Genomic DNA, 26,794 nt, shown 5'->3' on the forward strand with positions numbered 1-26,794 from the left:
CCGCAAAACTTGACAGCCCCCCCGTCGGGTTGAAAGTGCATTCTTTCTCCTGCCGCCGATCCCATGCCCGTCATCAAGCCCACCTGCGTTCGGGACCTGAAATTACGGGTGAACATAGCCGATGTCGTCGCGCGGGTCGTCACCCTGCGCAAAGCCGGTGCGCGCCTCAAGGGCTTGTGCCCGTTTCACCAAGAGAAGACACCGTCGTTCAACGTCGATCCCGATAAGGGGTTTTTCAAGTGCTTCGGCTGCGGCAAAGCCGGCGACATCATCAGCTTCGTGCGCGAAACGGAGCAACTCAGCTTCAGCGAAGCGATCGAGACGCTGGGGCAACGCTTTGGCGTCGTCATCGAATACGAAGAGGGCTCCGGCCCCTCTCGCGAAGAGCGTTCGCTGCGGCAGGAGCTCTTCGAAATTCACGACCTCGCCACCGAGCACTTTCACCGCGCGTTTCGCGGCGATTCACCCACCGGTGAATTCATGCGGCGTTACTGGCAGGACGCGCGCCGCTTCGATCTCACCATCGCCGAGGAATTCAAAATCGGCGTGGCCGCGCCCACGGACGACGGCCTCGCCGCCGCCCTCCTCAAACGCAAATTCTCCGAGGATGCGCTCCGCCAGTGCGGCCTGTTCTTCGTGCGCGAAACCGCCGTCCTCGGCCTCGGCTCGCTCAAGCCGCGTTTCCGCGGGCGCCTCATGATCCCTATTCGCGATCATCAAGGTCGCGTCGTCGCCTTCACCGCCCGCCAGACCGAACTCACCCCGGCCGACGATCCCGCGCACGACGCGAAATACGTTAACTCGCCGGAAACACCCATCTTCACGAAGGGCAATCTCCTCTTCAATCTCGACCGCGCCCGCACCGCCGCCGGCGACGGCCATCCCTTCGTGCTCGTGGAGGGCCAGCTCGACGCGATTCGTTGCTGGAGCGTGGGCCTCAAGACGGCCATCGCTCCGCAGGGCACCTCGATCACCGAAAACCAGCTCCTGCTCCTGCGCCGCTATCATCCGCAGGTCGAATGCTTCTTTGATAGCGACAACGCCGGCCAAAAAGCCGCCCTGCGGTTTCTGCCCATGGCGTTGAAGGCCGGGATCGAAGCCCGGTTTCTCGTGCTGCCCGCCGGCGAAAAACTCGACCCCGACCTGCTCTTCCGCGAGCGCGGTCTTGCCGCTTACGAGGACCTCCGCCAGCACGCGGTGTCAGCCATGGCGTTTGCCACCAAGGCTATTTTGCCCCGCGCCGACGATGCCTCGGCCGAACATCGTTCGCGCGCCGCCCAGCAGTTATTCGAAATCGTCGCCATGGCCGAAAGCTCGGTCACCCGGACCACCTTTCTCAGCGAGGCCGCCGGCCACCTCGGGCTTCAAACAGGCGCCGTGCAGCGCGATTTCGAAACGTTTCTTCAACGCGCCAGCCGCGCTCCTTCCTCCCGCCCCGCCCCGCCCGCGCCGACCCGCACCGCCACCCAAAACATTACTCCCGAACACGAGTTGCTTCTCCTCTGCCTCCATTGCGAACAACTCGGGAAACCGCTCAGCCTCCACCTGCCGCACGAGTGGATCGATACATCACACGTCGCGGGCGTGCTCCTCAATCGCTTTCTCGCCGAGTTCGAACACGACGGCTGGCCGGGCCGCGACCACCTGGACGCCCTGTTGGAGACACCCGAGGAAAAGACGCTCGTCGCCTCGCTCCTCTTTGATGCGCCGGAGTTTGAGGATCCCGCAAAAATCGCCGCCGAAGGCCTCACCATGCTGCGCCGCCGGGCGCTCCAACCCCGCCTGCGGCAAATAGAACTTGCTTTAGCCTCCCCCCATGGGGACATTCATGCTGACCCAATTTCACTGCTAAAAGAACGCTCCGAAATTCAACGTCAGCTCCGCCAACCGCTCGGCCTGCCCGTAGCGGTTTAGTTTATTTTTCGAATCACACATGTCGCGCAAAGCCAAGTCCGCCGATTCCCACCCTCAGTCAGAAGCCGTCGAAGCCGCGCTGGAGAAAAACCAGCCGGTCGCTGGCGACAATCTCCCCGTCGATGTCCCCGGTGGGATCAACGAGAAAATCAGGCAGCTCATCCGCCTCTCGAAAGAACAGGGCTACCTGACTTTCGACGATATCAACGAAGCGCTGCCCGAGTCCGTCGAAAACCAGGAGGAAATCGATAACGTCCTCTCGATCCTCCAGAATCTCGAAATCGAGATCCTCGAGCCCGATCAAGTCGACGATTACAAGCAGCGGATGGAAGAGGCGGAGGAAGAAGAAACGCGCTCCTCCCAGCACGACATCCTCGACGACCCCGTCCGCATGTATCTCAAGCAGATGGGCCAGGTCCCGCTGCTGACGCGCGAACAGGAAGTCGAGATCTCCAAGCGCATCGAGACCGCCGAACTCCGCGCCCAGGAAGCCCTTTTCCAAGCCGCCGCCATCGGCGCCTACGTGGGCACCCTCGGCCGCAAGTTGCTCAACCGTGAAGAACGGTTCGACCGCATCGTCATCGACAAGAAAATCGACAGCCGCGAATCCTACTTCAAAGGCCTGCCCAAACTCGTCGAGACCACCGAGGATTCCGAGGCCGGCACCGCCGAAGCCTGGGCGGAGTTCCTGAAGGCCCGCGACGAAGCCACGCGCAAACGCGTCCTCGCCAAGTTTCACAAACGCGAAAACGCCCTGCGCGCCAACTTCGGCAAATTCTTTTTCAAGCTCAAGGTTTACGAGGAATACCTCGAGCGCCTCCGCCCCGTGCTCGACGAAATCGAGACGATCGAGGCCCAGCTCGAGCGCGCCCGCCACCCCAAGACCAAGAAGGATGCCGCCATCGATTCGCGCGGTTTGCAGGCCCGCCTCCGCCAGATCGAAGCCGAACAACGCATCGCTCCGGCGCAGCTCCTCGCCGTTGTCCGCCAGACCTTCGTTCACGTGCGCGAAGCACACAAGGCGAAGACCGAAATGGTCGAGGCCAACCTTCGCCTCGTCATTTCCATCGCCAAGAAATACACCAACCGCGGCCTCTCTTTCCTCGATCTGATTCAGGAGGGCAACATGGGCCTCATGAAGGCCGTCGAGAAATTCGAATACCGCCGCGGCTACAAGTTCTCCACCTACGCCACGTGGTGGATTCGTCAGGCCATCACCCGTTCGATCGCCGACCAAGCCCGCACGATCCGCATCCCGGTCCACATGATCGAGACGCTCAACAAGGTGATGCAGGTCCAAAAGCAACTCCTTCAGGAATTCGGCCACGAGCCGACCCCCGACGAGGTCGCCGACGAGATGAACCTGCCCGTCGAACGCGTGCAGCAGATCATGAAGATGGCCCAGCAGCCCATCTCGCTGCAATCGCCCGTCGGTGATGGTGACGACACCAGTTTCGGCGATTTCATCGAAGACAAGTCCGCCGAGAATCCCTACGACATGACGGCCTACTCGCTCCTGCGCGAAAAGATCGTCGATGTGCTCGATTCCCTCACGGAACGCGAACGCCGCGTGCTCTCCCTGCGCTTCGGCCTGCAAGATGGTTACAGCCGCACGTTGGAGGAAGTGGGCAAACAATTCAAAGTCACCCGCGAACGCATCCGCCAGATCGAGGCCAAGGCCTTGCGCAAGATGCGTCACCCGACCCGCATCCGCCAGCTCCACGGGTTCTTCGATGCCGAGCAAATCGACAACGCGCAGAACCTGCTGAAAATCGCCGCGGCCTCCGCCCGGCCGCCCGGTCTCCCGCCGCTGCGCTGAGCGCGCAGCGCTGCCGTTTTCCTGCCCCGCCGTCGCCGTGCTGGCGACGGCGTTTTTATGGTCGGCCCACCGGCTAATTCCGTTTCCACCTTTACACCCCCTCTGCGTCGCATAGATTGGGCCTACCATGAATTTTCCCTCTGCTCCGCTCGCGGGTATCTTCGGACTCGGTGCGCCCGAGCTCCTCGTGATCCTGGTGATCCTGCTCGTCCTCTTCGGCGGGGCCAAGCTCCCTTCCCTCGCCAAGGGCCTCGGCCAAAGCATCAAGGAATTTAAGAAAGCCAGTCGCGACGAAGAGCCCGAAACCGCCAAAACGGCGGCGACCAAAACGCCCCCTCCGACGCCCTGAGTCCGGTCGATTCCCCTCTTTTTCCAGCGCGCCTTCGTGGCGAGCTTTTTATTTGCCGTCTTCCAGCGCAAGGGGCGCCAGCGCGGTCCGGAATTCGTCCAACTGCTCTGCCGTGCCCAGCGCGAGCAGTTCGTCACCGGCGGTCAGCACCTCCGTCGCGGGCGGATTCAACGTCCGCAAACGCCCGCGGTGAATCCCCGCGATTTGCACGCCGTGCCGCCGCGCCAGGCGCAACGCCGCGAGCGAAAGTCCCACCACCGGCGAATCGGCCGCCACCATCATCGTCTCCATGCGCACCGCCTCGATCCCGTCGAGGGAGGGCGCGGTGCCGGAGGTGCGCAGCAAGAACTCCTTCCCCGCGCGAACCTGCCGCCGCGTTCCGAGCAGCAGCAAACGATCCCGCGGATACAGCACTGTCGTGGCTTCCGGCAGCGAGATGAAAAAGCCCTGCCGGTCGATGCCCACGACCGAACAACCGAAGCGCTGGCGCACGCCGAGTTCCGCGATCGCCTGACCGCGGCACTCCGCCAGGTCCGGCACGGTGCACTCGGCGATATGCAACCGCCACGTGCCATGTTCCTCGATCCATTCCGTCATCCCGCCGCCTTCGCTCACGTCCGAGATTTCCACCGCCGTTTGCAACTCCACCTCGAGCCGGCTGTGCCAGTAAACCAGCCGCCGTCGCAGCAGCAGGAGCCCGAGTAACGCCACCACCGCGCTGGCCAGCAGCAGCATCCGCGCCGTGCCTTCCGCCGGCAGCACCGCCGCGAGCCAGAAAAACAGCGCACCCCCGCCCACCGCTTTCAGCGCCGTTTCCAGCAGCGGCCGCGCGCTCACCGCGCGTTCTCCCCGCGCCGTGAGCACCTGCGTGTAAACCAGCGCCAGCGCTGACAAGTTTCGCCAGATCGCCACCACCGGCGCGAGCACCACCAGACTCAACGCCACCCAAAAAATCACCTCCGGCCCATTGGGAAACAGCCAGTCCGTCCCCAGCCAGTTTTGCACCGCCCCCAGCAATTGTTGCGAAAAGAGCAGCAGCCCCGTCACGAACAGCACTTCGATGCCGATTTGCCAAAAACGCTTGCGACTCACCTTCCACAATTTTTCCAACCGCCCGCGAAAATGCAGCCGCCGCAACCACGCGTGATAGACTTGCAGCCAGTCGAGCACCCACGGGCGTTGGTAGCGCAGCAAGCGGTCCGCCAGTTTCGCCGACCGGCGCGTCAACCACGGCGCGACCGCCCCCGTGACCAGCGCGATGCCGATCACCAGCGGATAAAAACTGGCCCGCAACACCGCCGCGGCGAGGCCGAGTTGCGCGATGATAAACGAGAACTCGCCGATCGGCGTCAGGATGAACCCCGCGCGCAGCGCGTCGCGCACCGGCGTGCCCGTCAGCGCCAGCGCCACCGCGCTCGTTCCCACCCGCGCCACGATCGTCAGCAGCGAGATGCCCAGCACCAGCCACCACGCGCCGCCGATGTCGCGCAAATCCACTTGCATGCCGATCGCCACGAAAAACACCGGCGCAAAGACATCGCGCAACGTGTCGAACGTCCGCTCCACCTGCGCCCGATGCGGTGTATCCGCCACGACCGCACCCAGCAGAAACGGGCCCAAGGCCAGCGAATAGCCCGCTTGATACGCCACCGCCGCCCCGCCGAGCAACAGCCCCGCGGTGCCCAGCGTCTGCAGGTCCTCACTCGCGACCCGCCCCAGCCGCCGCAACAACCACGGCAGCAGCAGCAGTCCCAGCACCGCCGCCAGCGCGATGAAGCCCCCGAGCCGCGCCAGCGTGCTGCCGATTTCCGGCCGCGCCGCGTTGTCCAGGTGCACCCACGAATTCAGCACCGTCAACATCACCACCGCCACCACCGCCTCCAGCAGCGAAAACCCCGCCGCGAGCTGCCCCGCCCGCTCGTGCATCGCCTCTGAGTCCTGCACCAGCCGCCCCACGATCGTCGAAGACGATACCATCAGCATGCTCGCAAAAAACACGCTCTCGATCGTCGTCCAGCCCATCGCCGCGCCGAGCAGCCGTCCCACGTAATACATCATCACCGCCCCGCCAATCGTCCCCAGCAGCAGCGAAAACCCCAACCGGCGGATACGCCGCCAGCTCAGGCGCAAGCCGATCGAAAACATCAAAAACACCAACCCGAGCTGCGCCGCCGCCGCCACCCGCTCGCTCCCCGCCACCAGCGTCAACGGCGGCGTATGCGGCCCCACCAGCGCGCCCGCCGCCAGATATCCCACCACCGGCGAAAGCCCGCTGCGCCGGCACAGCCACCCGGCCGCCGCCGCAACGATCAGGATCACCGCGAGATCTTGGATAAAAGCGACGCCAGGCATACTCGACGCGACTACTGGGGCGCGTAAAAGCGATTCGCGTCAAGCCCCACCGCCACCGCTCCACACGTATCCAGCAATCGCCTGTTTACCTCGTTGACAGTAATCGGGGCCGCCGATTCGGTTCCGTCGGCGGAAACGCCCCTCCCCACCGATCATGGCGAACATCCTCGGCTACTTCTCAAACGACATCGGTATCGACCTCGGCACCGCCAACACCTTGGTGTATGTAAAAGACAAGGGCATCGTCCTGCGCGAACCATCGGTGGTCGCGCTCGACACCAACACCCGCAAAGTGCGCGCCGTGGGTGACGAGGCGAAACGCATGCTCGGCCGCACCCCTGGCAACATCACCGCCATCCGGCCCATGAAGGACGGCGTCATCGCCGATTTCGACGTCACGGAGGCCATGCTGCGCTACTTCATTCGCAAGGTCAGCAGCCACTCGTTTCGCGCCCCGCCCCGCGTCGTCATCGCCATTCCTTCCGGCATCACGGAAGTCGAAAAACGCGCCGTCAAAGACTCCGCCCTGCACGCCGGCGCCCGCGATGTCATCACGATTCCCGAGCCCATGGCGGCGGCCATCGGCGTCGGCCTCCCCATCGACGAACCCGCCGCCAACATGATCGTCGACATCGGCGGCGGCACCACCGAGATCGCCGTCATTTCTCTCAACGGCATCGTGTTCTGCAAATCGATCCGCGTCGCGGGCGATGAGCTCGATATGGCGATCATCAATTACATGAAGCGCGCCTACAACCTCCTCATCGGTGAACGCACCGCGGAAGAGATCAAGGTGCGCGTCGGCTCCGCTTATCCCCTCGACGAAGAACTCACGATGGAGGTCAAGGGCCGCGATTCCGTCGCCGGTCTGCCCAAGACCATTCACATCACCTCGCAGGAAATTCGCGAGGCGCTCGCCGATACCGTCGCCGCCATTGTCGATGCCGTGCGCGTCACCCTCGAACGCTGCCCGCCCGAACTTTCCGCCGATCTCGTGGACCGTGGTTTCGTCATGGCCGGCGGTGGCGCCCTCATCCGCGGCATTGACCGTCTCCTCAGCGAACGCACCGGCCTGCCCGTCACCGTCTCGGAAGACCCGCTTTCCGCCGTCGCCAACGGCACCGGCGCCGTCCTCAACGACCTCTCCTGGTTGATGCAGAACGCCTGAGCGCGTGCGGCCTGCGTGCCGCGGTCGCTGCGCACCGAGCGGCCCGTCCGCTGCCGCGCGTTTTTGCTCGTCACGTCTCCCGCGCCCCCTGTCACTTCCCGGCGTCGTGCCTCCCCGCCGCTTCGATCAAGCCAAGCCTTTCGCCACCCTCGGGTTGCTGCTTCTCGCGTGGCTCGTGCTTCCGGTCGCGGTCAAGTCGTTCCTCCGCGCGAGCTTCTTCGAATTCCAAGCCCCGCTTCCCCTCGCCACGTCCTACGTCCGCGATCTGCAGGAATACTGGGGCCTCCGCGCGCATTCCAACGACGAACTCATCGGCGCCGGTCGCGATCTCGCCCGCGTGCTCTCGTCTTACGAATTCGCCGTGCAGCAAAACACCGAACTGCGCGATCAGGTCGATCGCCTGGATGCCTTGCTCGCCTTGCCGCCCATGCCGAATTTTCGCTACGAACACGCCCGCGTCGTGTCCCGCGATTCCGCCGGCTGGTGGCAGCGCCTGACGATTCGCAAGGGCCGCAACTACAACATCCCGCTGGGCGCGCCCGTCGTGTTTTCCGGCGGCATCGTCGGCCGCATCGCCGAAGTGCACGCGTTCACTTCCGTCGTCGAAATGGTCAGCAGCCCCACCTTCCGCATCGCCGCCACCGTGCAGGGCGACACGCGCCCGATGAGTTATCAGGGCACGGTCAATCACGCCTTCGGCACCGCCGAAGGCACCGTTGAATTCGTCCCCGTCGATATCTTCGCCAACGCCTCCGCTCCCCAACACCTCGTCACGTCGGGCCTGGGCGGCGTGTTTCCGCCCGGCCTTTATCTGGGCACCGTCACGAAACTCGAACCCAGCACCGACGGGTTGTTCAAGAGCGGCGAGGTCGATCTCGATCCGCGACTCGACGCCTTGACGGAGGTCACTGTGCTCGTCCCGCAACCCGCGCCGTGAGCGGCGCCGAAAAAAAGGGCGCGGCGGACTTGTGCGCCGCCGCCTAGGCGCGCATCACTGCTCGCATTCCGTGCCCATGCGCCGTCGCGTGCTCGTCCTCTTTCTCTCTCAAGTGATCCTGCGTGTCCTCGTCGGGCAGGTGAACCATTCCCTCGCCGCCTGGCACATGCACGTCTTCCTCGGCGCCCTTTTCATTCTGCTCCCCACGCTCACGCTCCCGTTCGGCGAAGGTCTTGCGCTCGCCCTGCTCGGCGGTCTCCTCAACGACGCCGTCGCCCCGGTCGCGTTCGGCACGCACGCGTTTCTCTTCGGCGCCGTGCACGTCCTCCTGTTTCGCATCCGCGATCGGGTGCCGCGCGACCAGACGCTCGGCCTGATCGTCATCGTCCTCCTCGCCAACCTCGCGCTCTTTCTCGTCTTTTCGTTCATCGAAGTCGCCGGGCTTCCCGTCGCCGGCGCGCTCTGGCCGCGCTTGATTCTCGACCTCGTCTGGTCGCAACTGCTTCTCGTCGCGGCCACGCCGTGGTTCGTCGCGCTTCAGGAGCGGGCTCTCGTGCTGGTCCGCGCCCAACCGCGCCCCGCCCTCTAGCGCATGCAGAAGAACCTCGAGTCTTCCGAGAGCGGGTCACTCCTCGAAACCCACAAGGGCTCCGATCCGCGCATCCTGTTTTTTTACCCGGTCATCTTCGGCCTCCTCGCGATCCTCGCCGGCGGCCTCTTTTATCAACAACTCCTCAACGCCGGCGCGCATCAGGATCGCGAGCGCATGCAGAATCAGCGCCGCATCCTCGTCCCCGGCCCGCGCGGCAGCATTTACGATCGCAACGGCCAGTTGCTCGTCGGCAGCCGCCCACGGTTTTCCGTTGTCCTCTACCTTGACGAGCTCCGTTCCGAATTCCGCCGGCAGTTCATCGAGATTCGCAAGGCCTACCGCCGCGGCGGCGATGCCCAGATGCCCAACAGCTCCCAGATGGAGCAGATCGCTCGCGCCACCGTCGTCCAACGCTACCTCGATCAGGTCAACGAAATCCTCGGCCGCCACGAGAAGGTCAGCGTCAAGGACGTGCAGGATCACTTCGAGGGCCAGCTCCTCCTGCCCTACACGCTCGTCGACGGCCTCGAGCCCACCGAATACGCGCGCCTGCTCGAGCGCCTGCCCGTGCAGTCCCCCCTCCAGCTCTACACGTCCAGCGCGCGATATTATCCGTATGGCTCCGCCGCCGCGCACACGCTCGGCTACGTCGGCACCGATCCCGATGTCTCGGCCGAGGGTTTTCCGGGCGACGATCTCACCACCTTCAACATGAAGGGCGCCATCGGTCGCGACGGCCTCGAAAAAACCTTCGACGCCCAACTCGAAGGCAAGGCCGGCGGCACCATCTTTCGTGTCGATCATTTCGGCTACAAAGTCACGCCGCCGATCGCCCGCCGGCTCCCCGTCCAAGGCCATTCGCTCACCACCTCGCTCGACATCGACCTCCAGCTCGCCGCCGAGCAAAAACTCCACGAAACCAACACCCCCGGCGCTGCCGTCGCCCTCGACGTCCGCACCGGCGAAGTCCTCGTCCTCGCGAGCGTGCCGGATTACGACCTGCGCGAATTTTCGCCCCGGTTGAGCTTCGCCGCCGCCGCGGACATCAAGGAGCGCCAGGCCTGGGCCAACCGCGCCATCAGCTCCGCCTACCCGCCCGGTTCCACGTTCAAGATTCTCACGACCATCGCCGCCCTGCGCAGCGGATCGATCACGCCCGATCAGCCCATCGTCGATTGCGAAGGCGTCCTCCACAAATTCGGCCGCGGCTTCGTCTGTTACAACGGCCGTGGCCACCACGGCGAGGTCTTGCTCCCCGACGCCATCGCTTCGAGCTGCGACATCTTTTTCTACGAAGCTGGCTGGCGCACCACGCCTGATCGTCTCGCCGAGGAGGCCCGCCGTTTCCACCTCGGCCGGCCCACCGGTATCCAACTGCCGTACGAGACCAGCCGCATGGTCATCCCCGATCCCGCGTGGAAACAAAAACACATCGGCGCCGCCTGGTATCCCGGCGACACCGCCAACATGGCCATCGGTCAGGGCTACGTCCTCGTCACCCCGCTCGAGATGGCCTGCTTCGCCGCCTCCGTCGCGCGCGGCGAGGTCTTCACCAAGCCCACGCTGCTCCACGATCCGCACGCCCCCACGCAACACACCGAACCCATCGGCCTGACGCCTGAGCAACGTCAGGCGTTGATCGCCGGCATGGTGGGTGTCACTCAGCCGCCCCACGGCACCGCCCGCGTCCTCACCACGCTCGAAAGTCTTCGTGTCCCGGGCGTCGAGATCGCCGGCAAAACCGGCACCGCCCAGATTCCCGGCAACAAAAACGTCGCGTGGTTCATCTGCTTCGCCCCCGCGCAAAACCCCGAGATCGCCATCGCCGTCGCCATCGAGGGCGACACCGCCGGCGAGGAATTCAGCGGCGGCATTTACTCCGCGCCCGTCGCCAGCCGCATCCTCCAGACTTACTTCAAGAAAAAAGCCGCCGGCGCCGCCACGCGCACCGCGAGCCCGTTTACGCTGCGTTGACGCGCGCCCCTCGCCGCCGCCACACCTGGCGCGCCCGCTTGAACGTCCGCTCCGCCTCCGGCCCGTCCGCCTCCGGCCCAAAGCGCAAGCGCTGCAACTCGCCGATCAGCGGCGCCATCTCCTCTTCGCGCCCGCCCGCGATCGACCCCACTCGCGCCAGCCACCGGCCCGCCTCCTGCCGCACCGGATTTCCCCGCTGACTGCCGCGTCGCCACGCGCGCCAGCCGCGTCGCATCGCCCATCCCGCCGTCGCGAGTGCGACCACTCCGCCGATCCATCGGCCCGCCCGCCCCGGCGTCCACGGCGCACTCGCCCAGCGGCGCAGCGTGCGCCCCGCGTTTTCCAGCCACGCCCGCAACGCCCGCCCCGCGTCCTGCGTGCGCGTCTTCAACGCGCGCAACGTCTCCACCTGCGCCGTCTGGTCAAAGCTCACGATGCGGCGATACCAGAACACCCGCAGGCTGTCGAAGCGCGCCGCCCAGCTCCGGTCGATCCGCCGCGCCGCCACCGGCCCCAAGGCGTCCGTGCCCAGCCCCGCGTTCGTCCCGCCCGGCGTCGGATCCACTCGCAGCCACCCGCCCCGCGCCGGGTCAAACACCTCGCACCACGCGTGCGCGTCGGCATTTCGCACCGTGAAATTTCCGCTGTAGCCATTCCACCCGCCGCCCTTGAAACCCGTGATCACGCGCGCCGCCAATCCCGCCTCCCGCGCCATCACGACGAGGCTCCCCGCAAACAGCTCGCAGTGCCCGCCTTCCTTTGACGCCAGCCAGCGGACCAACGGATCGCCCGCCCCGCTCGGGATCGTCGGCCGCAACGAATACGCGTGCTCGCGCGCCAGCCACGCACACGCCCGCCGCGACCACTCTTCCACCGGCAGATGCGCCTCCGCGCCGCTCGCGATCAACGCCCGTTGCACCGCCGCCTGATCGGCCGCGCTCAACTGCACCTGCCGCATCGTGCGCACCAGCGCCGTCGCCCGCTCCGCCCGCCATTGCTGCGCAAACGCCTCGTCCGGCAGCCAGCCCGCGAGGTTCACGTCCTCCACGCGATAGGCCGTCATCGTCACCGGCTCGTCGCGCAACGCCACCACGCGCAGTTCCCGGCTGCCCCGCACGTTCTGCGGCTCCCGAAATTGCACCCGCCCGAAATCGCCCGGCAACGCGAGGAAGCGGCTCACGCCCGCCTCCAGATAAAACGTCCACGGCGCCTCCCCGTGCGTCGCCGGTCCGTCGATCGCCATGCGCGTCCGCTCCCGTTCAAACGCCGCCCGCCGCAGCAGCGCCGATAACCGGAAAGTCCCGTCCCGGTATTCGTCGAGGACCACCATCCGCCAATACGGCACCGCCGGCAGTCGCTGCGCATTCGCCACGTCCACTCGCAGCGCCGCGCTGTTGTCCTCCTGGATTTCCGTCACGTCGCCGAATCGGATCGTATCCGAAAAACCCGTGCGCGCCTTCTTCGTGATGAACCGCTCGAGAAACAAGCTGTTCTCCAGTTGAAACCGCGGGATCACCAGAAACAGCCCCGCCGCCAGCACCACCAGTCCCGCCAGCAACGCCCCGCCCCACACCGCCATGCGCCAGTGCCACACCGCGCCGACGCGCCGCGCCAGCCGCCCCCAGTGCACCTGCGTCCAGGCCCGCCCCGCGTCTTCCCGCCCCGGTCCGCTCAACGTCAGCACGAACAGCAGCGCCAGCGCGCACGCCGTGAACGCCAGCACCTGCGCCGCAAACGCGATCGATACGCTCAGCACGCCTCCCACCACGATGACGAACAGTCCCAGCACCACGATCTGCAGATCGTCCCGACGCTGCCGATACGTTACCCCGCGGTAGAGCAGCAGCAGCAGATCCAGCCGCACCATCGCCGCCAGCAACTCTCCCGTCAGCAGGAGATCCAGCACGAACCACGTCACGATCACGGGAAACGCGAACGCATGCGCCAGCCGCGGCACTCGCCCCGGCAGCGTCGGCCACCTCGTCGCCGCCGCCACCAGCAGCAGCGTCACCACCGCCAGCGGCTCCGCGCCCGTGTCCAGCAGCAGCGCCGGCCACACGCCCAGCAGCGTCAACGCGCCGCCCAGCAGCCAGCGCACTTGCTGCAACTCCGCCGCGTCAAGCTGTGGCCGTCGTGATGCCATTGATGTGTGCTTCCACGCCCCGCGCTCCCGCCGGCGCAAAGGTCACCACCTCCCGCGCCCGCGCCCACTGCAGCGCCGTCCCGCTCGGCTGCGCCGCCCGCGTCACCACCGCCAGCTCCGATAAAAACGCCGCCAGATCGCCCGCCTGCCGCAACGCCACCGGCGCTCCCGCGCCCACCGCCACCCGCGTCAACCGCCCCGCGTGAAACAAATCCTCCGCGAGGGTCGCCGCCAAACTCACCATCACTTCAAACTGCTCCTCGCGCGGCCAGAGCCCCGCATCCGGGTTGACCCACAATTGCAACGCGTCGCGCGTCTCCTGCGCAAACTGCCGCACCAGCAATTCCCCCGCGCGCGCACTCGCCTTCCAATGAATCAACCGGTGCGAATCGCCCGGCGCGTAGCTGCGCACCGCGAGCAAATCCCCCCCCGCGCCCGCGCGCTGCTCCGACTCCCCGCCTTGCGGTTGCGGTCGCGCGCCCGCCGCCACCGGCTGGTAGTCCACCGGCGCCGGCCACACCACCCGTTCGCCCCGACACTCCCCGCGCCGCGCCTTTTCCAAAAACCCAAACGGAAACGCCGACCCCACGTGATCGAGGCTCACCACCCAGCGCCCGCGCCGGTCCGGCAAAAAGCTCCACTCCAGCCGCGCCATCTCGCCGCCATCCAGTCGCCCCTCCTGCCGCAGCCGTCCGCGCGCATCGCGCCGGTTCCACTCCGCCAGCCGCGCCCGCAACGTCCGCCCGTTGCTCGCCGGCGTCACCACCGCCCGCTCGCGCACCGCGCCCACGTCCACCCACAACGCATACGTCGGCCACGTCCGCTTGTCGTTGCGCAGTTCCACCGCCACCACCGCCCGCTGCCCCGCGCGCCACGGTCCCGGCAGATCGAGCTGCCAGTCCACCCGCCGCAGGTTGATCCACGCCAGCACGCCGCTGCCGACCAGCGACGCCAGCAGCAACGCGAGGGTGATGAACAGAATATTGCTCGCCGAATTATACGCCGCCGTGCCCACCCCCATCGCGAGCCCCATCAGCAGCCAGCCGGGCAGCGTGGGCACCGTGCGTTCCTGCCGCACGGGATAAACCACCGCCCACAACGCCCGTCGCCATGTGAAACGCTCGCGCGCTTCGCGCCGCCCCGCTTTCCTTCCGCCCTCCAGTTTCAAGCGCACCACAGCAGTTCACGGTTTCGCCCTTCGCCCCGGCTCCTTTCCCCGCGCCCCATCACGCTTTCCGCGTTCACCCCGGCACCTCCACCGCGGCCACGATTTGCCGCAACAACGCCGCGATCTGCCGCCGCTCTTCGAGCCCTTTTCCCACGTGCCGCGCCAGCGAAAGCCGATGCGCCAGCACCGGCCCCACGAGGTCCGCCACATCCTCCGGCAGCACGAAGTCGCGCCCCCGCAACAGCGCCCGCGCCTGCGCCGCCGTGCGCAACGCCAGCCCTGCCCGCACGCTCGCCCCGATTTTCAGCTCCGCCTCCGTGCGCGTCGCCGTCACCAGCCGCAGCACATAATCGAGCACCGATTCCTCGACGAACACCCGCCGCGTCATCGCCTGCAACTCCAGCACTTCTTCCCGCGAGAGCACGGGCGACACCGCGATTGCGTCATAGCTGGTCTGCGCCGTGCGCAGGATTTCCCGCTCCGCCTCCGGTTCCGGATAACCCATTTCCAGTCGCAATAAAAACCGGTCCATCTGGCTCTCCGGCAGCGGAAACGTGCCTTCGTAATCCACCGGATTCTGCGTGGCGAACACCATGAACGGCGCGCCCACCGCATGCGCGCGTCCATCCACCGTCACGCGCGCACGGTCCATCACTTCGAGCAGCGCCGACTGCGTCTTCGGCGTGGCGCGGTTGATCTCGTCCGCCAGCACGATGTTCGCAAACACCGGCCCCGGTTTGAACAAAAACTCCCGCGTCACCTCGTCGTAAATCGCCACGCCCGTCACATCCCCCGGCAGCAGATCGCTCGTGAACTGGATGCGCGAAAACTCCCCGTCGATCGCCCGCGCCAACGCGTAGGCCAGCGTCGTTTTGCCCACGCCCGGCATGTCTTCGATCAACACATGCCCGCCCGCCAGCAACCCCACCAGCACCCGCTCGATCACGTCGTCCTTCCCTTTGATCGTCACGCGCATCGCCGTGCGCACCCGCGTGAGGGCACTCCGCGCCAACGCCACCTTTTCTGCCGGCAGAAAATCAGCCATGCCCGCGACGCTAACCTCCGCCCGCCGCGGTGCAAACGCCTTCACCCGCCACCGCGTTTCCTTTCCCCTGTTCCCCATCCTTCATCGCCGCAAACGCCCTCGCCGCCTGCCCGCGGCACGGTCTCACCGAAAAGATTCGCCCCGTGGCCATGCCCGCGCAAATAAGCCTCCCGCCATGCCGCTCATCGACAAACCGCTGCCCGAACTCCTCCGCTATCAGGGCCTGAATCCCCGCCCCGCCGACTTCGACGCTTATTGGGCCGATGCCCTCCGCGAACTCGACGCCACCGATCCCCAGCCCGAACTCGTGCCCACCGCCGAGATCGCGCCCCGCCACAGCGAGGCCTTCGATCTGTGGTTCACCGGCGTCGGCGGCGCGCGCGTTTACGCGAAATACGTCCGCCCGAAAAAATCCCCCGGCCCCGGTCCCGCCGTCCTCCAATTTCACGGCTACTCCGGCAACGGCGGCGATTTCCTTTCCCGCCTCGCCTGGTCCGGTGAGGGCTTCTGCGTCGCCGCCATGGATTGCCGCGGCCAGGGCGGCCGCTCCCAGGATAGCGGCAGCGTGCACGGCCCCACGCTGCGCGGCCACATCGTGCGCGGACTCGACGATCCCGACCCGCGCAAACTCGCATTCCGCCAGATCTTTCTCGACACCGTCCAACTCGCACGCGTCGTCATGAACTTTCCCGAGGTCGATGCCGCCCGCGTCGGCGCGATGGGCGGTTCGCAAGGCGGCGCCCTCACGCTCGCGTGTGCCGCGCTCGAGCCACGCATCAAACGCGCCGCGCCGCTGTATCCGTTTCTCTGCGATTACCGCCGCGTCTGGGAGATGGATCTGGCCAAGGATGCCTACGAAGAACTCCGGATTTTCTTCCGCCAGTTCGATCCGCGCCACGAGCGCGTGGACGAGATTTTCACCAAGCTCGGTTACATCGACTGCCAGCACCTCGCGTCGCGCATCCAGGCGGAAGTCATCATGTACACCGGCCTGATGGACCCGATCTGCCCCCCGTCGTCGCAATTCGCCGCCTACAACAAAATCACGGCGAAGAAGTCGCACATCATCTATCCCGACTACGGCCACGAAACGCTCCCCGGCGAGACCGACCGCACCTTCAACTTCATGCTCGGCCTCTGATCATTCCCCCTCTCGCCCCCCGAAATCGCGCTCTTAATCTTAATCATAATCGTAATCGTAATCGCCAACGCCTTCCCGCGTCGCGCCGCCCGCGCCGCCCGCCTCCGCCCGCGTAAATGGTAACAAATCACGAATAACGTTCCTCCGCGCACGAAGCCCGCCTCCTCTCTCGACTCGCCGCCCGCCGTCCCCCACGGTCCGGGTCCGCGCCATGTATCAGAGCTTTTATGGGTTTACGGAGATGCCGTTCAACATCACTCCGGACCCCAAATTCCTCTTCCTCAGCCCCACGCACCAAGAGGCCCTGCAACACCTCAAGTTCGGCGTGCAGGAGAAAAAAGGCTTCATCGTGCTCGTCGGCGAAGTCGGTTGCGGCAAAACCACTCTCTGCCGCCGGTTCCTCAACGAGCTCGATCCCGCGCACTTCGATACCGCCCTCATCCTCAACCCCCGCGTCACCGAAACGCAGATGTTGAAGGCGATCCTCACCGAACTCGGCGAAAGCAAACTCGCCCGTTCCCAAGTCGACCTCGTCGCCCAGATCAACGGCGTGCTCCTCGACCGCATCGCGCAAGGCCGCGACATCGTCCTCATCATCGACGAAGCCCAGAACCTCCACCCGGACGTCCTCGAGCAAATCCGCCTCCTCTCCAATCTTGAGACCGACAAACAGAAGCTCCTGCAAATCGTCCTCATGGGCCAGCCCGAGCTCAAGACGGTCCTCTCCCGCACGGAACTCCGCCAGCTCCGCCAGCGCATCCTCGTTCACTACGAGTTGAAACCGCTCACGCTGGGCGACGTACACGCCTACATCCAGCACCGCCTCACCCTCGCCGGCACCAGTGGCCGCCCCACGTTTACCCCCTGGGCCCTGCGCGCGATCTTCCGGCACAGCGGCGGCATTCCTCGCCTCATCAATCATCTTTGCGACAAAGCCCTCCTCGCCGCCTACGTGCGCGACTCCGACCTCGTCAACTACTGGGACGCCCGCCGCGCCATCCGCGACGTCCGCAGCCTCACCACCTGAATCCCGCTCCTCCCCGCTTCGCGTTACTCCCTCCACGCCCCCGATGAGCCTCATCAACGACGCCCTCAAAAAAGCGCAACGCCAGCGCGCCCCCGATGCCGCGGGTGGCTCCGGCGCGTCCCCGGCGGGCGGCGTCGTCGCGAAGCGCTCGCAACCCCTCGCCGCCAAGTGGATCGTCCTTCTCGCCCTCGGCGGCGTCGCCCTGATCGTCCTCGTCGCCGTGTCCGTGACTCTATTCATTTTAAGCGACACCCCCGCGCCGCGCGTCGCCGCCAACGCGCCATCCGCCGCCCATCGTCCCGCCACCCCCTCGGTCCCTTCCACGTCCGCCTCCGGCCCTTCGTCATCCGCCATCCGTCCTCCGTCATCCGTCGTCGGTCTCCAGCCCTCCGCTCTCACGCCCGCATCCCCAGACGCCGCGCAACCCACCTCCGCCGTCCCCGCGCCCAGCGAAAGCCCCGCCCCTCCTGCCGCCAGCACCCCGCGCCCCTCCGCCGAAACCGCCGCGGTCGCCTCTCCCCGGTCCGTTCCTCCCTCTTCCGCCCTCACTCCGCCTTCAACCGCCTCCCGCTCTCCGTCGTCTGCCGTCAGCCCTCCGCCCGCCACCGTCAGCGCCGCGCTTTCCGAGCCACCCGCAGTCACCGCCACCCCTTCCGCCGTCAGCCCCGCGTCCGCGACGCTCCGCCCGCCCGCTCACGACGTCCGCGACGCGCCCGCGGTGAGCTTCGCGATTCCGCATCCCGACGAACGCATCATTGCTTACGTTGATCACCTGCGGGTCACCGGCATCCGCTCCTCGGGCGCCGACAGCAAAGTGCTCATGAACGACCGCGTGTACCGTGTGGGCGACATCGTGGACCGCGACCTCCAGTTGAAACTCGTAAAAGTCGCCCCCGAGCTCCTCACCTTCGAAGACCCCCGCGGCCTGACCTACACAAAAAACTTCTAGCCCCCGGCTGAAGCGTTCGACTAACGAATAACGATTAACGAATTTCGATTTACGCCCCACCCCGCCATTCGTGTCTGTTCGTGTCCATTCGTGGTTAAAACAGGAGCATTCTACAGAAGGTAACGAAGGTAAGGAAGAAGCGCTCGGCCACGTCCGTTCGACTCACGAATAACGAGTAACGAACACCGATTCACCCGTCTGCCCATCTGTGTCCATCTGTGGTTAAAGAAAATGCCTTTTCGACCGTCGCCACAGCTCACCCCGCCATTCGTGTCTGTTCGTGTCCATTCGTGGTTAAAACAGGAGCATTCTACAGAAGGTAAAAACGGTAATGAAGAAGCGCTCGGCCACGTGCGTTCGACTCACGAATAACGAGTAACGAACACCGATTCACGCATCTGCCCCCATCCGTGTTCATCTGTGTCCATCTGTGGTTAAAAAAACGCCTTTCCAATCCTCGCCACAGAGTAAATCCCATACCTCTCCTCGGTGGATGGATTAACGAATAACGGTTAACGAATTTCGATTTACGCTCCTCCCCACCCATTCGTGTACGTTCGTGTTCATTCGTGGTTAAAAATACTCTCTCCGGAAATTCGCGCCTCTTCGCGTGATGAGCGGGCCGCCCTCCCGTCGCTCACCCCGCACAAGATTCTGGTTTCCAGTCTCCCGCGCCAGCCCCATCCTCCGCCGCCACCATGTCCGCTCCTGCCGCCCGCCTTCCTCGCCTCGTGGGTCAGGATGAAACCAAACTCATCCGGCTGCACCCCCTCGAAAAACTTCTCCTCGCGGTCGTCGCCGCGCAGTTGGTGTTCTTGCCCTGGGCCGTCGGCGGCATGCGGTTGTGGGCGCAGTTCATCAGCCTCGGACTCAGCGCCGCCAGCCTCGCGCTGGCGCTGATGCCTCGTCACTACACCGATGAACACACGGGCGGCGAGGCGTTCACCCTCTATCCGCTCCGCCGCCTGCTGCGCTTTCCCCTCTTCTGGACCGGCCTGGTGTTCGCCGGCTACATCGTCATCGGTGCGCTCAACCCCGGCTGGCGCTACGAACACGACGGCGGGCGCTGGTGGATGCGCGAGATCCCCCGCATTTCCTGGCTGCCCCATGGCGTCACCGGCACGCCCTTCGACTGGGCGAGCCCGTGGCGGACCCTCATCATCTTCGGCGCGGCATTCCTGCTCGTTTGTGCGCTCTGGGTCGGCATCACCCGCCGTCGCTCGCTCCAGCTCCTCCTCCTCATCCTCTGTATCAACGCCGTCCTGGTCGCCCTGCTCGCCATTACCATGCGAGCCACCGGCGCAACGAAACTCTATTGGACGTGGCCCAGCGCCAATCTTCCCTATGGACCGTTCGTCTATCGCAACCACGCCTCCGCCTGGCTCAACCTCATGATTGGAGCGACGCTCGCGCTCTCCGCGCTCTTCCACGAGCGCGCTCAACGTGTCATGGCAAAGTCGAGCCCTGCTCCCCTGATCGCATTCGTCGCGGTCTTCCTCGGTGTGGTGGTGGCGGTCAGCCAGTCGCGCGGCGGCTTTATCGCGCTGCTCGTCTTCCTCGCGGCCGCCCTGGCCCTCGCCGGCGTGCGCCAACTTCGGCACCGGAGCACCTCCCGCATGCTGGCGATCGCCGCGCTCTTGGGCGCCGGCTTTATCGGCTTCGTTGCGCTCTCCTTCGATAGCTGGGGCGGCGCGCAAGCGTGGCAACGCTTCACGCGACTCTTCGAAGACCGTGACTCGTCCGTGACATCCCGCGAGTTGGCCACCCAGGCCACCATGGACATGTGGCGCGAAGCCCCGTGGTCCGGCGATGGCGCCGCTTCCTTCCGCTACGTTTTCCCTCTCTACCAGCAGCATTACCCTGACATTTACCAGCATAAGTCCGGTCGACAGACTATTCGCCAAGTCTGGGAGTTTGCGCACAACGACTGGGCGCAGATGCTCGCCGAATACGGTGTCATTGGCACCGGCATCGCCATCGCAGCTATCGCTTGGTGGCTGCTGGCCCTCCTCCGTCTGCGAGCCTGGCGTTATGCTCCGTCGCTCCTGCTCGTCTTCGCGGTCGGCATGACGCTCTTACATGCCCGCGGCGACTTCGTCCTGCACAATCCCGCCGTGCTGCTGAGCTTTGTCGCCGTCGCCGTCGTATCGCTTCGCCTCGCCGAATTCGCTCACGCCAGCGCCCGCCGCACCCGCTCCGCTTGAGCCCCCAACGCATCCGCCACCTCGTCGGCGCGATGCGTTCACCTCCCGTTTGATCCCTGCCCTGTAGGCGGGATGCCCTCACCCCGCATCCGTCCTGCGCGCTAGTCGCTACTGTCCGCCCCGTTCCCCGACCAACGCCCGCCAAGCCGCCACGTGCCGGCTAAAGGTGAATGCTTGCTCCGCCAGCGCGCGCGCCCTGCCGCCCCGCTCCGCCGCATCGTCCGGCTCTCGCGCCGCCCCCCGAATGATCTCCGCCGCGCTCGCCACGTCGCCGGCCGGCACCGCCCAGCCCAACCCGTGTTCGCGCACCAGCCGCGCGCCTTCCGCGTCGAGGTCGCCCGTGAGCAGCAACGGCCGCCCCGCCGCGAAAATATTATACATCCGGCTCGGCACCGAGATCCCCGCCATCCCGGCCCGAAACGGCACCAGCATCACGTCCGCCGCCGCCAGCCAGTCATTCAACTCCGCCGGCGGACACGGCGGCGCGAGACAAACATTCGCCGCCCCACCCAACGCCGCGTCGACCTCCGCCCGCCCCACGCCGCCCGCGTAAATGAGAAACCGAATCGACGCATCGCCGCGCAACGCCCGGGCGAGCGCGATCACCAACGCCCCATCGTGCGTCCGCCCCAACGTGCCGCCCACGCCGACCACCGTCTTCCCCTGCAACCCCCAACGCGACGTCACCGGCGACGCCTCCTTGGCCACAGCCCGCAACCCATCGACGTCCCCCCAATTAGGAATCACCACGATCCGCCCTCCACCGCCTCCCGCCTTGCCTCGTCCTCCTTCGCTTAATCTCACTCGCCCCACCTCCGTCGCGGAAGCCGTGACGCTGTCGTCCTCCCTTCCTCTCTCGACCGCAAAACCCGCTCCCTCCCCATCCCTCATCTCGCTCTTACTCTTAATCGTGCTCGTAATCGTCCCTCCCGCCGCTCCACCCGCCGCCAGTTTGCGCGCGATCACGTCGCGCATATCCCGCCCCAGCACGACGATCTCATCGGCCATTTTGTAGCCGCCGCTGAACCCGCGATCGAGCTGCCGCAGCAGCCATCCTGGCCGCAGCCAACCCACCGCCGCAAAAACATCCGGATACACATCGTGCACCAGCACGATCACCCGCGCCCCGCGCCTCCGCGCCGCCCACACCACCGGCCACGGCAGCAACCGCGGGCTGGTCACCACCACCACGACGTCGCCCTGACGCAGATGAGTGAACGCCGCCCGCGTATAAGCGAAAGTCGTCGTCAGCCAGTTCAGCCCGAGCAACCACGCCCGCGACTTCGGAAACGTCGTGGCCCGCACCCGTCGCACAAGCACCCCCGGCACCTCCCTCGCCGGCCTAACCCCGACCGCCCCCACCCTTCCCAATCGTTCTCGTTCTCTTTCTCCCTCGACCGAGAATCCCGTCCGATATCCCTCCGCTCGGCACTCTTCGCCCGTAGCGGACGCCTTCAGACTTTCGTCCGCCATTCGACCTCCGCGCTCTGCCATCCGTCCTCCGTCGTCCTCCATCCGCCCTCCGTCGTCCGCCGTCCGCTCCCGCGCCAACGCCGTCGCGAGCTCCGTCACGACGCGCCCCGTCGCATCGTCCGGCCGGGCAAACACATCGCAGAAGAACCAAAGCATGTTCCAGAGAGCAGACGCCGCCCCGCGCCTGTAAACCCAATTATTTCCTCCAGCAAATCACGGAGTAGATCCAAGCACCACCCGTTCCGCCTGCCCCCCAGTCGCCCAACCGCCCATCCGTGTTAATCCGTCTTCATCTGTGGTCAAAAATGCCTTTCGATCCTCTCCACAGAGTAAATCCCATTCCTCTCCTCGGTGGACGGATTAACGAATAACAGTTAACGAATTTCGAATTACGCTCCGCCCCACCCATTCGTGTCTATTCGTGTACATTCGTGGGTAAAAAAAATAAGAGTATTTTACAGAAGGTAACGAAGGTAAGGAAGAAGCGCTCGGCCACGTCCGTTCGACTAACGAATAGCGATCAACGAACACCGATTCACGCGTCTACCCCCCATCCGTGTTCATCTGTGGTCATCTGTGGTTAAAAAATGCCTTTCCGACCCTCGCCACAGAGTAAATCCCATTCCTCTCCTCGGTGGATGGATTAACGAATAACGGTTAACGAATTTCGATTCACGTTTCTCCCCACTCATTCGTGTCCATTCGTGGTTAAAAATACTCTGCACCGGAAATTCGCGCCGCTTCGCGTAATTCGCAACAGGCCGTCCTTCCCTCCGCTTCCTCTGCGACGTCCTGTAAAATAGGCCTGCGCTCGGTCGCCTGCCGCCTGCCCTCCGCCGTCCGCCCTCCGTCGTCCGCCGTCCATCCTCCGCCCTCAGACTCTCCCCCCCACCACCGCGCCCCGCGCGGTCACTCCAAATACGGCGTATACTCCGGCACGAACTCCCGCAGCAGTTGCTTCACCTGCGCCGGCTCCAACTGGTGCAGCGTCGTGCTCACCTCCAGAAACCGCGCCTCCGCCACCGAAAAATCCCCGCCATTCCCCACGAACCGCATGATCCGCGTGTGCTGCGTCGGCTGGTGACTCTCATCATGGTGCCGCAGCTCCTCGAAAAGCTTTTCGCCCGGCTTCAACCCCGTGATCTGGATCTCTATATCATCGCCCACCTTCAACCCGCTCAACTCGATCATCTGCCGCGCCAGATCGATGATCTTCACCGGCTGACCCATGTCCAAAACGCAGATATCGCCCCCCTTGCCCTGTACCGTCGCCTGCAGCACGAGGCCCACTGCCTCCGGGATCGTCATGAAATAACGCGTCACGTCCGGATGCGTCACCGTGATCGGACCGCCCTTGTCGATCTGACGCCGGAAAATCGGGATCACGCTCCCTGACGACCCGAGCACGTTGCCAAACCGCACCGCCAGAAACTTCGTCGCCGGATACCGCCGCTGCACCGCGAGCAATTGCAGCTCCGCCAACCGCTTCGTCGCACCCATCACGCTCGTCGGGTTGATCGCCTTGTCGGTCGAGATCAGCACAAACGACCGCGTCTCGTGCGCCCCGGCGAGCGACGCCAGTTCGCGCGTCCCCACCGCGTTGTTGCGCATCGCCTCCGCCGGCTGCCGTTCCATCAGGAACACATGCTTGTGCGCCGCCGCGTGAAACACCACCGCCGGCCGGTAACGCGTGAAAATATAATCCATCCGCGCGCGATCCAGGATGTCCGCCACCAAGGGCACCGCGACCGTCGCATGGCCCAGCTCGTTCAACTCCTGTTCGATCAGGAAAAGACTCCCCTCCGATTGCTCCACCATTAGCAGTTGCCGCGGCGCGAGCGCGGCGATCTGCCGGCAGATTTCACTGCCGATGCTCCCGCCCGACCCCGTCACCATCACCACCTCTCCCTGCACCAGATGACGGATCGCCTCCGCATCGAGCGCCACCGGATCGCGCCCCAGCAAATCCTCCACCTGCACCGGCCGGATGCGGCTCGCCCGCACGCGACCCGACGCCAGTTCCGCCATCGATGGCATCGTCTCCACCTTCAACCCCGCCGCCGTCATCGCCAGCACGACCTCGCGCACCCGCTTGGCCGTCGCCGTCGGCATCGCGATCACCGCCTTGGTGATTTCATGCTGTTGCAGATAACGCTCGACGGTCTCCGGCACGCCCACCACCCGCACGCCATGCAACGTCTTGCCATGCTTCGTCCGGTCGTCGTCGAAAAACACCACCGGCCGAAACCCTCGCGAGGGATGCGAAATAAATTCGTTGGCCAGCGCCGCCCCCGCATCGCCCGCCCCGATGATCGCAATCCGTTCCTTCACCGCACCCGTCGTTCGGGTGGACGCAAACCGCTCCCGCGTGATCCGCGCGCTCAACCGCAATCCACACACCCCCGCGATCGCCAGCATGTAGTCCGCCAGCAAGACCCCGCGCGGGATCGTGAAGCCGTTCAACTGGAGCACGTGCGGGATTAACAACAAGACGCTTACCACCGTGAGCGCCAGCACCACGCGGGTCAGATCGGGGATGCTGAAATACGTCAGCACACTCCCCAGTTGCCGCGCCCCGATCAGGCCCACCATCTGGAGGCCCACCACGATCGCGATCCACTCGGTGCGAATCTCCTGGTGTAGCAACGGCACCGCGAAATCGAACCGCAGTTCAAACGCCAGGTAAAACGCCGCCGTCAACGTCGCCAGATAAGCGACCGCCAGCATCAACACCCGTTGATTGCGGGAAAAATTGAGATCGAGATGAGCCATGTTCTTCTTTGAAATTTTTCTGCCTCAGCGTGGAAAACCGCGGCGCGCGTGCTCGGTCATCCGCCATTCGGCCGTTCGTTTAACCACAGATGTACACAGATTAACACGGATGGTGGACATGCACGGTTTGAATGGCTCGTTCTTGGTTTTCACTTCGTTCACTTCTGTGAGAAAACGGGATTTACCGATAACCTGAGGCAGGAAGACTTGTTGAACCACGAATGCACACAAATTTACACGAATGGGCGGAACGCGGTTATTCGATGATCGTTATTCGTTAACCAAACAACCACGGCAGAAGTGATTGTTTAAACCTGCGTCAGGATTCGTGCCCATTCGTGTTTATTCGTGGTTAAAAAATTGGCCGTTGCACCGGCTCAGAGTGTTCTTCCGTGACCTCGGGTTGGGCTCTCCGTGACCTCTGTGGCAAAGGTCGGAATGCCTGGAAGCGGAGCTTAACCACGGCAGAGGTGATTGTTTAAACCTGCGTTCGGATTCGTGCCCATTCGTGTTTATTCGTGGTTAAAAAATTGGCCGTTGCACCGGCTCAGAGTGTTCTTCCGTGACCTCGGGATGGGCTCTCCGTGACCTCTGTGGCGAAGGTCGGAACGTCTGATGCCACGGGTTTGAATTCCGGCATCGTGGCGTCGCCCGCGGCGGAAATGCCTTCGCGACGCAGCACCTTGTAAATCGTCAGCGCGAGGATGCGCACATCAAGCCCGATCGACCGCGTTTCGACATAGCGTACGTCGCATTCGAATTTCTGCTCCCAGCCCAGCGCATTGCGCCCGCTGATCTGCGCGAGCCCCGTCAACCCCGGCGGCACCTCATGTCGCCGCGCCTGCCGCGCGCTGTAGCGCGGCAGATAGTCGACGAGCAACGGCCGCGGACCCACGAGACTCATCTCGCCGCGCAGCACATTGATCAATTCCGGCAGCTCATCGAGGGAAGTCGCGCGCAGCCAGCGGCCAAACCGCGTGAGCCGCATGGCATCGGGCAGCAGACGCCCCTCGGCATCGCGCGCACTCGTCATCGTGCGAAACTTGATCAGCTCGAAGATCGCCGCATTCCGGCCTGGACGCCGCTGACGAAACAGTACCGGTGAGCCGAGGTTGATGCGCACGAGCAAGCCCACGACCGCGAGCACCGGCACCCAAACCGGCGCCGACAGCACGACCAAGGTCAGATCGAATCCGCGTTTCAAAAGCACAGGAGGGTCATTCAACAGCCCACCGCCGTCCCGGGTCAATGCGAACCGCGAGCCGGTTGGCACGCGATTCGATCTGCGTTATTCGTTACCCGCTATTCGGGCTTCGCGGTACCGGGCTTCCCGTCCGTCACATGGGTCCGCTTCAAATAGCTGATATACCCATTAATCACCTGCAACGCGCGTTCAACTTTCTGCCGCCCCTGGCTGATTAAGGATTCCGAAATCAAATCCTCATCGCGGGCGGTAATCAGATGATCGAGCACCTCCGTACACGAACCGCGCGCATAGCTGCAGAATTTCGAGTTATCGAGATAATGATACCGCCCGTAGCCCTCTGCAATATTCGCGGTGACAGAACGAGCTGCACGCAAAACCTGATCGCCTAAACGATACCGCTCTTCGTGGGGCAAGACAGGAAGTACATTGCGATAAACGAACAAACGCAGCTCCCGGCCCGCCTTCCAGCAATCGAGATCCTCAAAACTTCGAATCGGTGTACTCATAGGAGGAGACGAACAACGCTTAACGATTAACGCTTAACAACCAACAACGATTAA

General features: G+C 64.8%; 19 protein-coding genes. 11 read left to right on the plus strand and 8 right to left on the minus strand.

Going from position 1 to position 26,794, the window contains the following annotated elements; genetic code table 11:
- Window positions 1-63: 63 nt before the first annotated feature.
- The 3 genes from dnaG (at window position 64) to tatA (ending at window position 4,082) form a co-directional block, all read left to right on the plus strand.
- Complete coding sequence (gene dnaG, locus K0B96_RS09100) at window positions 64-1,914, plus strand: DNA primase (RefSeq protein ID WP_220160593.1); 1,851 nt, start codon at window positions 64-66, stop codon at window positions 1,912-1,914.
- A gap of 19 nt (window positions 1,915-1,933) precedes the next feature.
- Window positions 1,934-3,733, plus strand: a complete 1,800-nt coding sequence (gene rpoD / locus K0B96_RS17570; RefSeq protein WP_220160594.1) for an RNA polymerase sigma factor RpoD — start codon at window positions 1,934-1,936, stop codon at window positions 3,731-3,733.
- A 127-nt stretch (window positions 3,734-3,860) separates the two neighbouring features.
- Entirely contained in the window at window positions 3,861-4,082 is a 222-nt protein-coding gene (tatA, locus tag K0B96_RS09110; protein WP_255558598.1) for a twin-arginine translocase TatA/TatE family subunit, read from the plus strand.
- 48 nt (window positions 4,083-4,130) lie between these two features.
- Here the strand turns inward: tatA and K0B96_RS09115 are convergent, their stop codons facing one another.
- The gene (locus tag K0B96_RS09115; protein ID WP_220160595.1) at window positions 4,131-6,434 is read right to left on the minus strand and encodes a cation:proton antiporter; all 2,304 of its coding nucleotides are present in this window, start codon (window positions 6,432-6,434) and stop codon (window positions 4,131-4,133) included.
- Window positions 6,435-6,588: 154 nt separating this feature from the next.
- Between K0B96_RS09115 and K0B96_RS09120 the strand changes: the two genes are divergently transcribed.
- The 4 genes from K0B96_RS09120 to K0B96_RS09135 all read left to right on the plus strand — a co-directional run bounded on the left by K0B96_RS09120 (window position 6,589) and on the right by K0B96_RS09135 (window position 11,105).
- Window positions 6,589-7,602, plus strand: coding sequence for a rod shape-determining protein (locus tag K0B96_RS09120; RefSeq protein WP_220160596.1), 1,014 nt, complete (start codon window positions 6,589-6,591; stop codon window positions 7,600-7,602).
- A gap of 106 nt (window positions 7,603-7,708) precedes the next feature.
- Entirely contained in the window at window positions 7,709-8,539 is an 831-nt protein-coding gene (gene mreC, locus K0B96_RS09125) for a rod shape-determining protein MreC (RefSeq protein ID WP_255558599.1), read from the plus strand.
- A 76-nt stretch (window positions 8,540-8,615) separates the two neighbouring features.
- The gene (locus K0B96_RS09130) at window positions 8,616-9,128 is read left to right on the plus strand and encodes a hypothetical protein (RefSeq protein WP_220160597.1); all 513 of its coding nucleotides are present in this window, start codon (window positions 8,616-8,618) and stop codon (window positions 9,126-9,128) included.
- Between the two features lie 3 nt (window positions 9,129-9,131).
- Window positions 9,132-11,105 carry a peptidoglycan D,D-transpeptidase FtsI family protein gene (locus K0B96_RS09135; RefSeq protein WP_220160598.1) on the plus strand — a complete coding sequence of 658 codons (1,974 nt, stop codon included), beginning with the start codon at window positions 9,132-9,134 and terminating at the stop codon, window positions 11,103-11,105.
- Here K0B96_RS09135 and K0B96_RS17520 read toward each other — a convergent pair.
- From K0B96_RS17520 to K0B96_RS09150, 3 genes are all read right to left on the minus strand, one after another.
- Window positions 11,092-13,248 (minus strand): transglutaminase TgpA family protein, encoded by a 2,157-nt coding sequence (locus tag K0B96_RS17520; protein WP_220160599.1) that lies wholly within the window; start codon window positions 13,246-13,248, stop codon window positions 11,092-11,094. The genes K0B96_RS09135 and K0B96_RS17520 overlap by 14 nt on opposite strands.
- Entirely contained in the window at window positions 13,223-14,422 is a 1,200-nt protein-coding gene (locus K0B96_RS17525) for a DUF58 domain-containing protein (protein ID WP_220160600.1), read from the minus strand. Before K0B96_RS17525 ends, K0B96_RS17520 begins: the two co-directional genes overlap by 26 nt.
- Window positions 14,423-14,489: 67 nt before the next feature.
- Window positions 14,490-15,461 carry an AAA family ATPase gene (locus K0B96_RS09150; protein WP_220160601.1) on the minus strand — a complete coding sequence of 324 codons (972 nt, stop codon included), beginning with the start codon at window positions 15,459-15,461 and terminating at the stop codon, window positions 14,490-14,492.
- 175 nt (window positions 15,462-15,636) lie between these two features.
- On the opposite strand from K0B96_RS09150, the gene K0B96_RS09155 reads away from it, so the two are divergent.
- The 4 genes from K0B96_RS09155 to K0B96_RS09170 all read left to right on the plus strand — a co-directional run bounded on the left by K0B96_RS09155 (window position 15,637) and on the right by K0B96_RS09170 (window position 20,782).
- Window positions 15,637-16,602 (plus strand): acetylxylan esterase, encoded by a 966-nt coding sequence (locus K0B96_RS09155; protein ID WP_220160602.1) that lies wholly within the window; start codon window positions 15,637-15,639, stop codon window positions 16,600-16,602.
- A 211-nt stretch (window positions 16,603-16,813) separates the two neighbouring features.
- Window positions 16,814-17,629, plus strand: coding sequence for an ExeA family protein (locus K0B96_RS09160; protein ID WP_220160603.1), 816 nt, complete (start codon window positions 16,814-16,816; stop codon window positions 17,627-17,629).
- A gap of 43 nt (window positions 17,630-17,672) precedes the next feature.
- Window positions 17,673-18,578: a hypothetical protein gene (locus tag K0B96_RS09165; RefSeq protein WP_220160604.1), complete on the plus strand. Its 906-nt coding sequence runs from the start codon at window positions 17,673-17,675 to the stop codon at window positions 18,576-18,578.
- Window positions 18,579-19,276: 698 nt separating this feature from the next.
- On the plus strand, window positions 19,277-20,782 hold the full coding sequence (locus K0B96_RS09170) for an O-antigen ligase family protein (protein WP_220160605.1): 1,506 nt from the start codon (window positions 19,277-19,279) through the stop codon (window positions 20,780-20,782).
- 108 nt (window positions 20,783-20,890) lie between these two features.
- On the opposite strand, the gene K0B96_RS09175 is transcribed toward K0B96_RS09170, so the two are convergent.
- The 4 genes from K0B96_RS09175 to K0B96_RS09190 form a co-directional block, all read right to left on the minus strand.
- The gene (locus tag K0B96_RS09175; RefSeq protein WP_220160606.1) at window positions 20,891-22,411 is read right to left on the minus strand and encodes a glycosyltransferase family 4 protein; all 1,521 of its coding nucleotides are present in this window, start codon (window positions 22,409-22,411) and stop codon (window positions 20,891-20,893) included.
- 753 nt (window positions 22,412-23,164) lie between these two features.
- The gene (locus tag K0B96_RS09180; protein WP_220160607.1) at window positions 23,165-25,027 is read right to left on the minus strand and encodes a polysaccharide biosynthesis protein; all 1,863 of its coding nucleotides are present in this window, start codon (window positions 25,025-25,027) and stop codon (window positions 23,165-23,167) included.
- Window positions 25,028-25,574: 547 nt separating this feature from the next.
- Complete coding sequence (locus tag K0B96_RS09185) at window positions 25,575-26,231, minus strand: sugar transferase (protein ID WP_317983812.1); 657 nt, start codon at window positions 26,229-26,231, stop codon at window positions 25,575-25,577.
- A 98-nt stretch (window positions 26,232-26,329) separates the two neighbouring features.
- Window positions 26,330-26,740, minus strand: a complete 411-nt coding sequence (locus tag K0B96_RS09190) for a four helix bundle protein (protein ID WP_220160609.1) — start codon at window positions 26,738-26,740, stop codon at window positions 26,330-26,332.
- Window positions 26,741-26,794: the final 54 nt, after the last annotated feature.

Source organism: Horticoccus luteus (assembly GCF_019464535.1).
GTDB classification, from domain to species: domain Bacteria; phylum Verrucomicrobiota; class Verrucomicrobiia; order Opitutales; family Opitutaceae; genus Horticoccus; species Horticoccus luteus.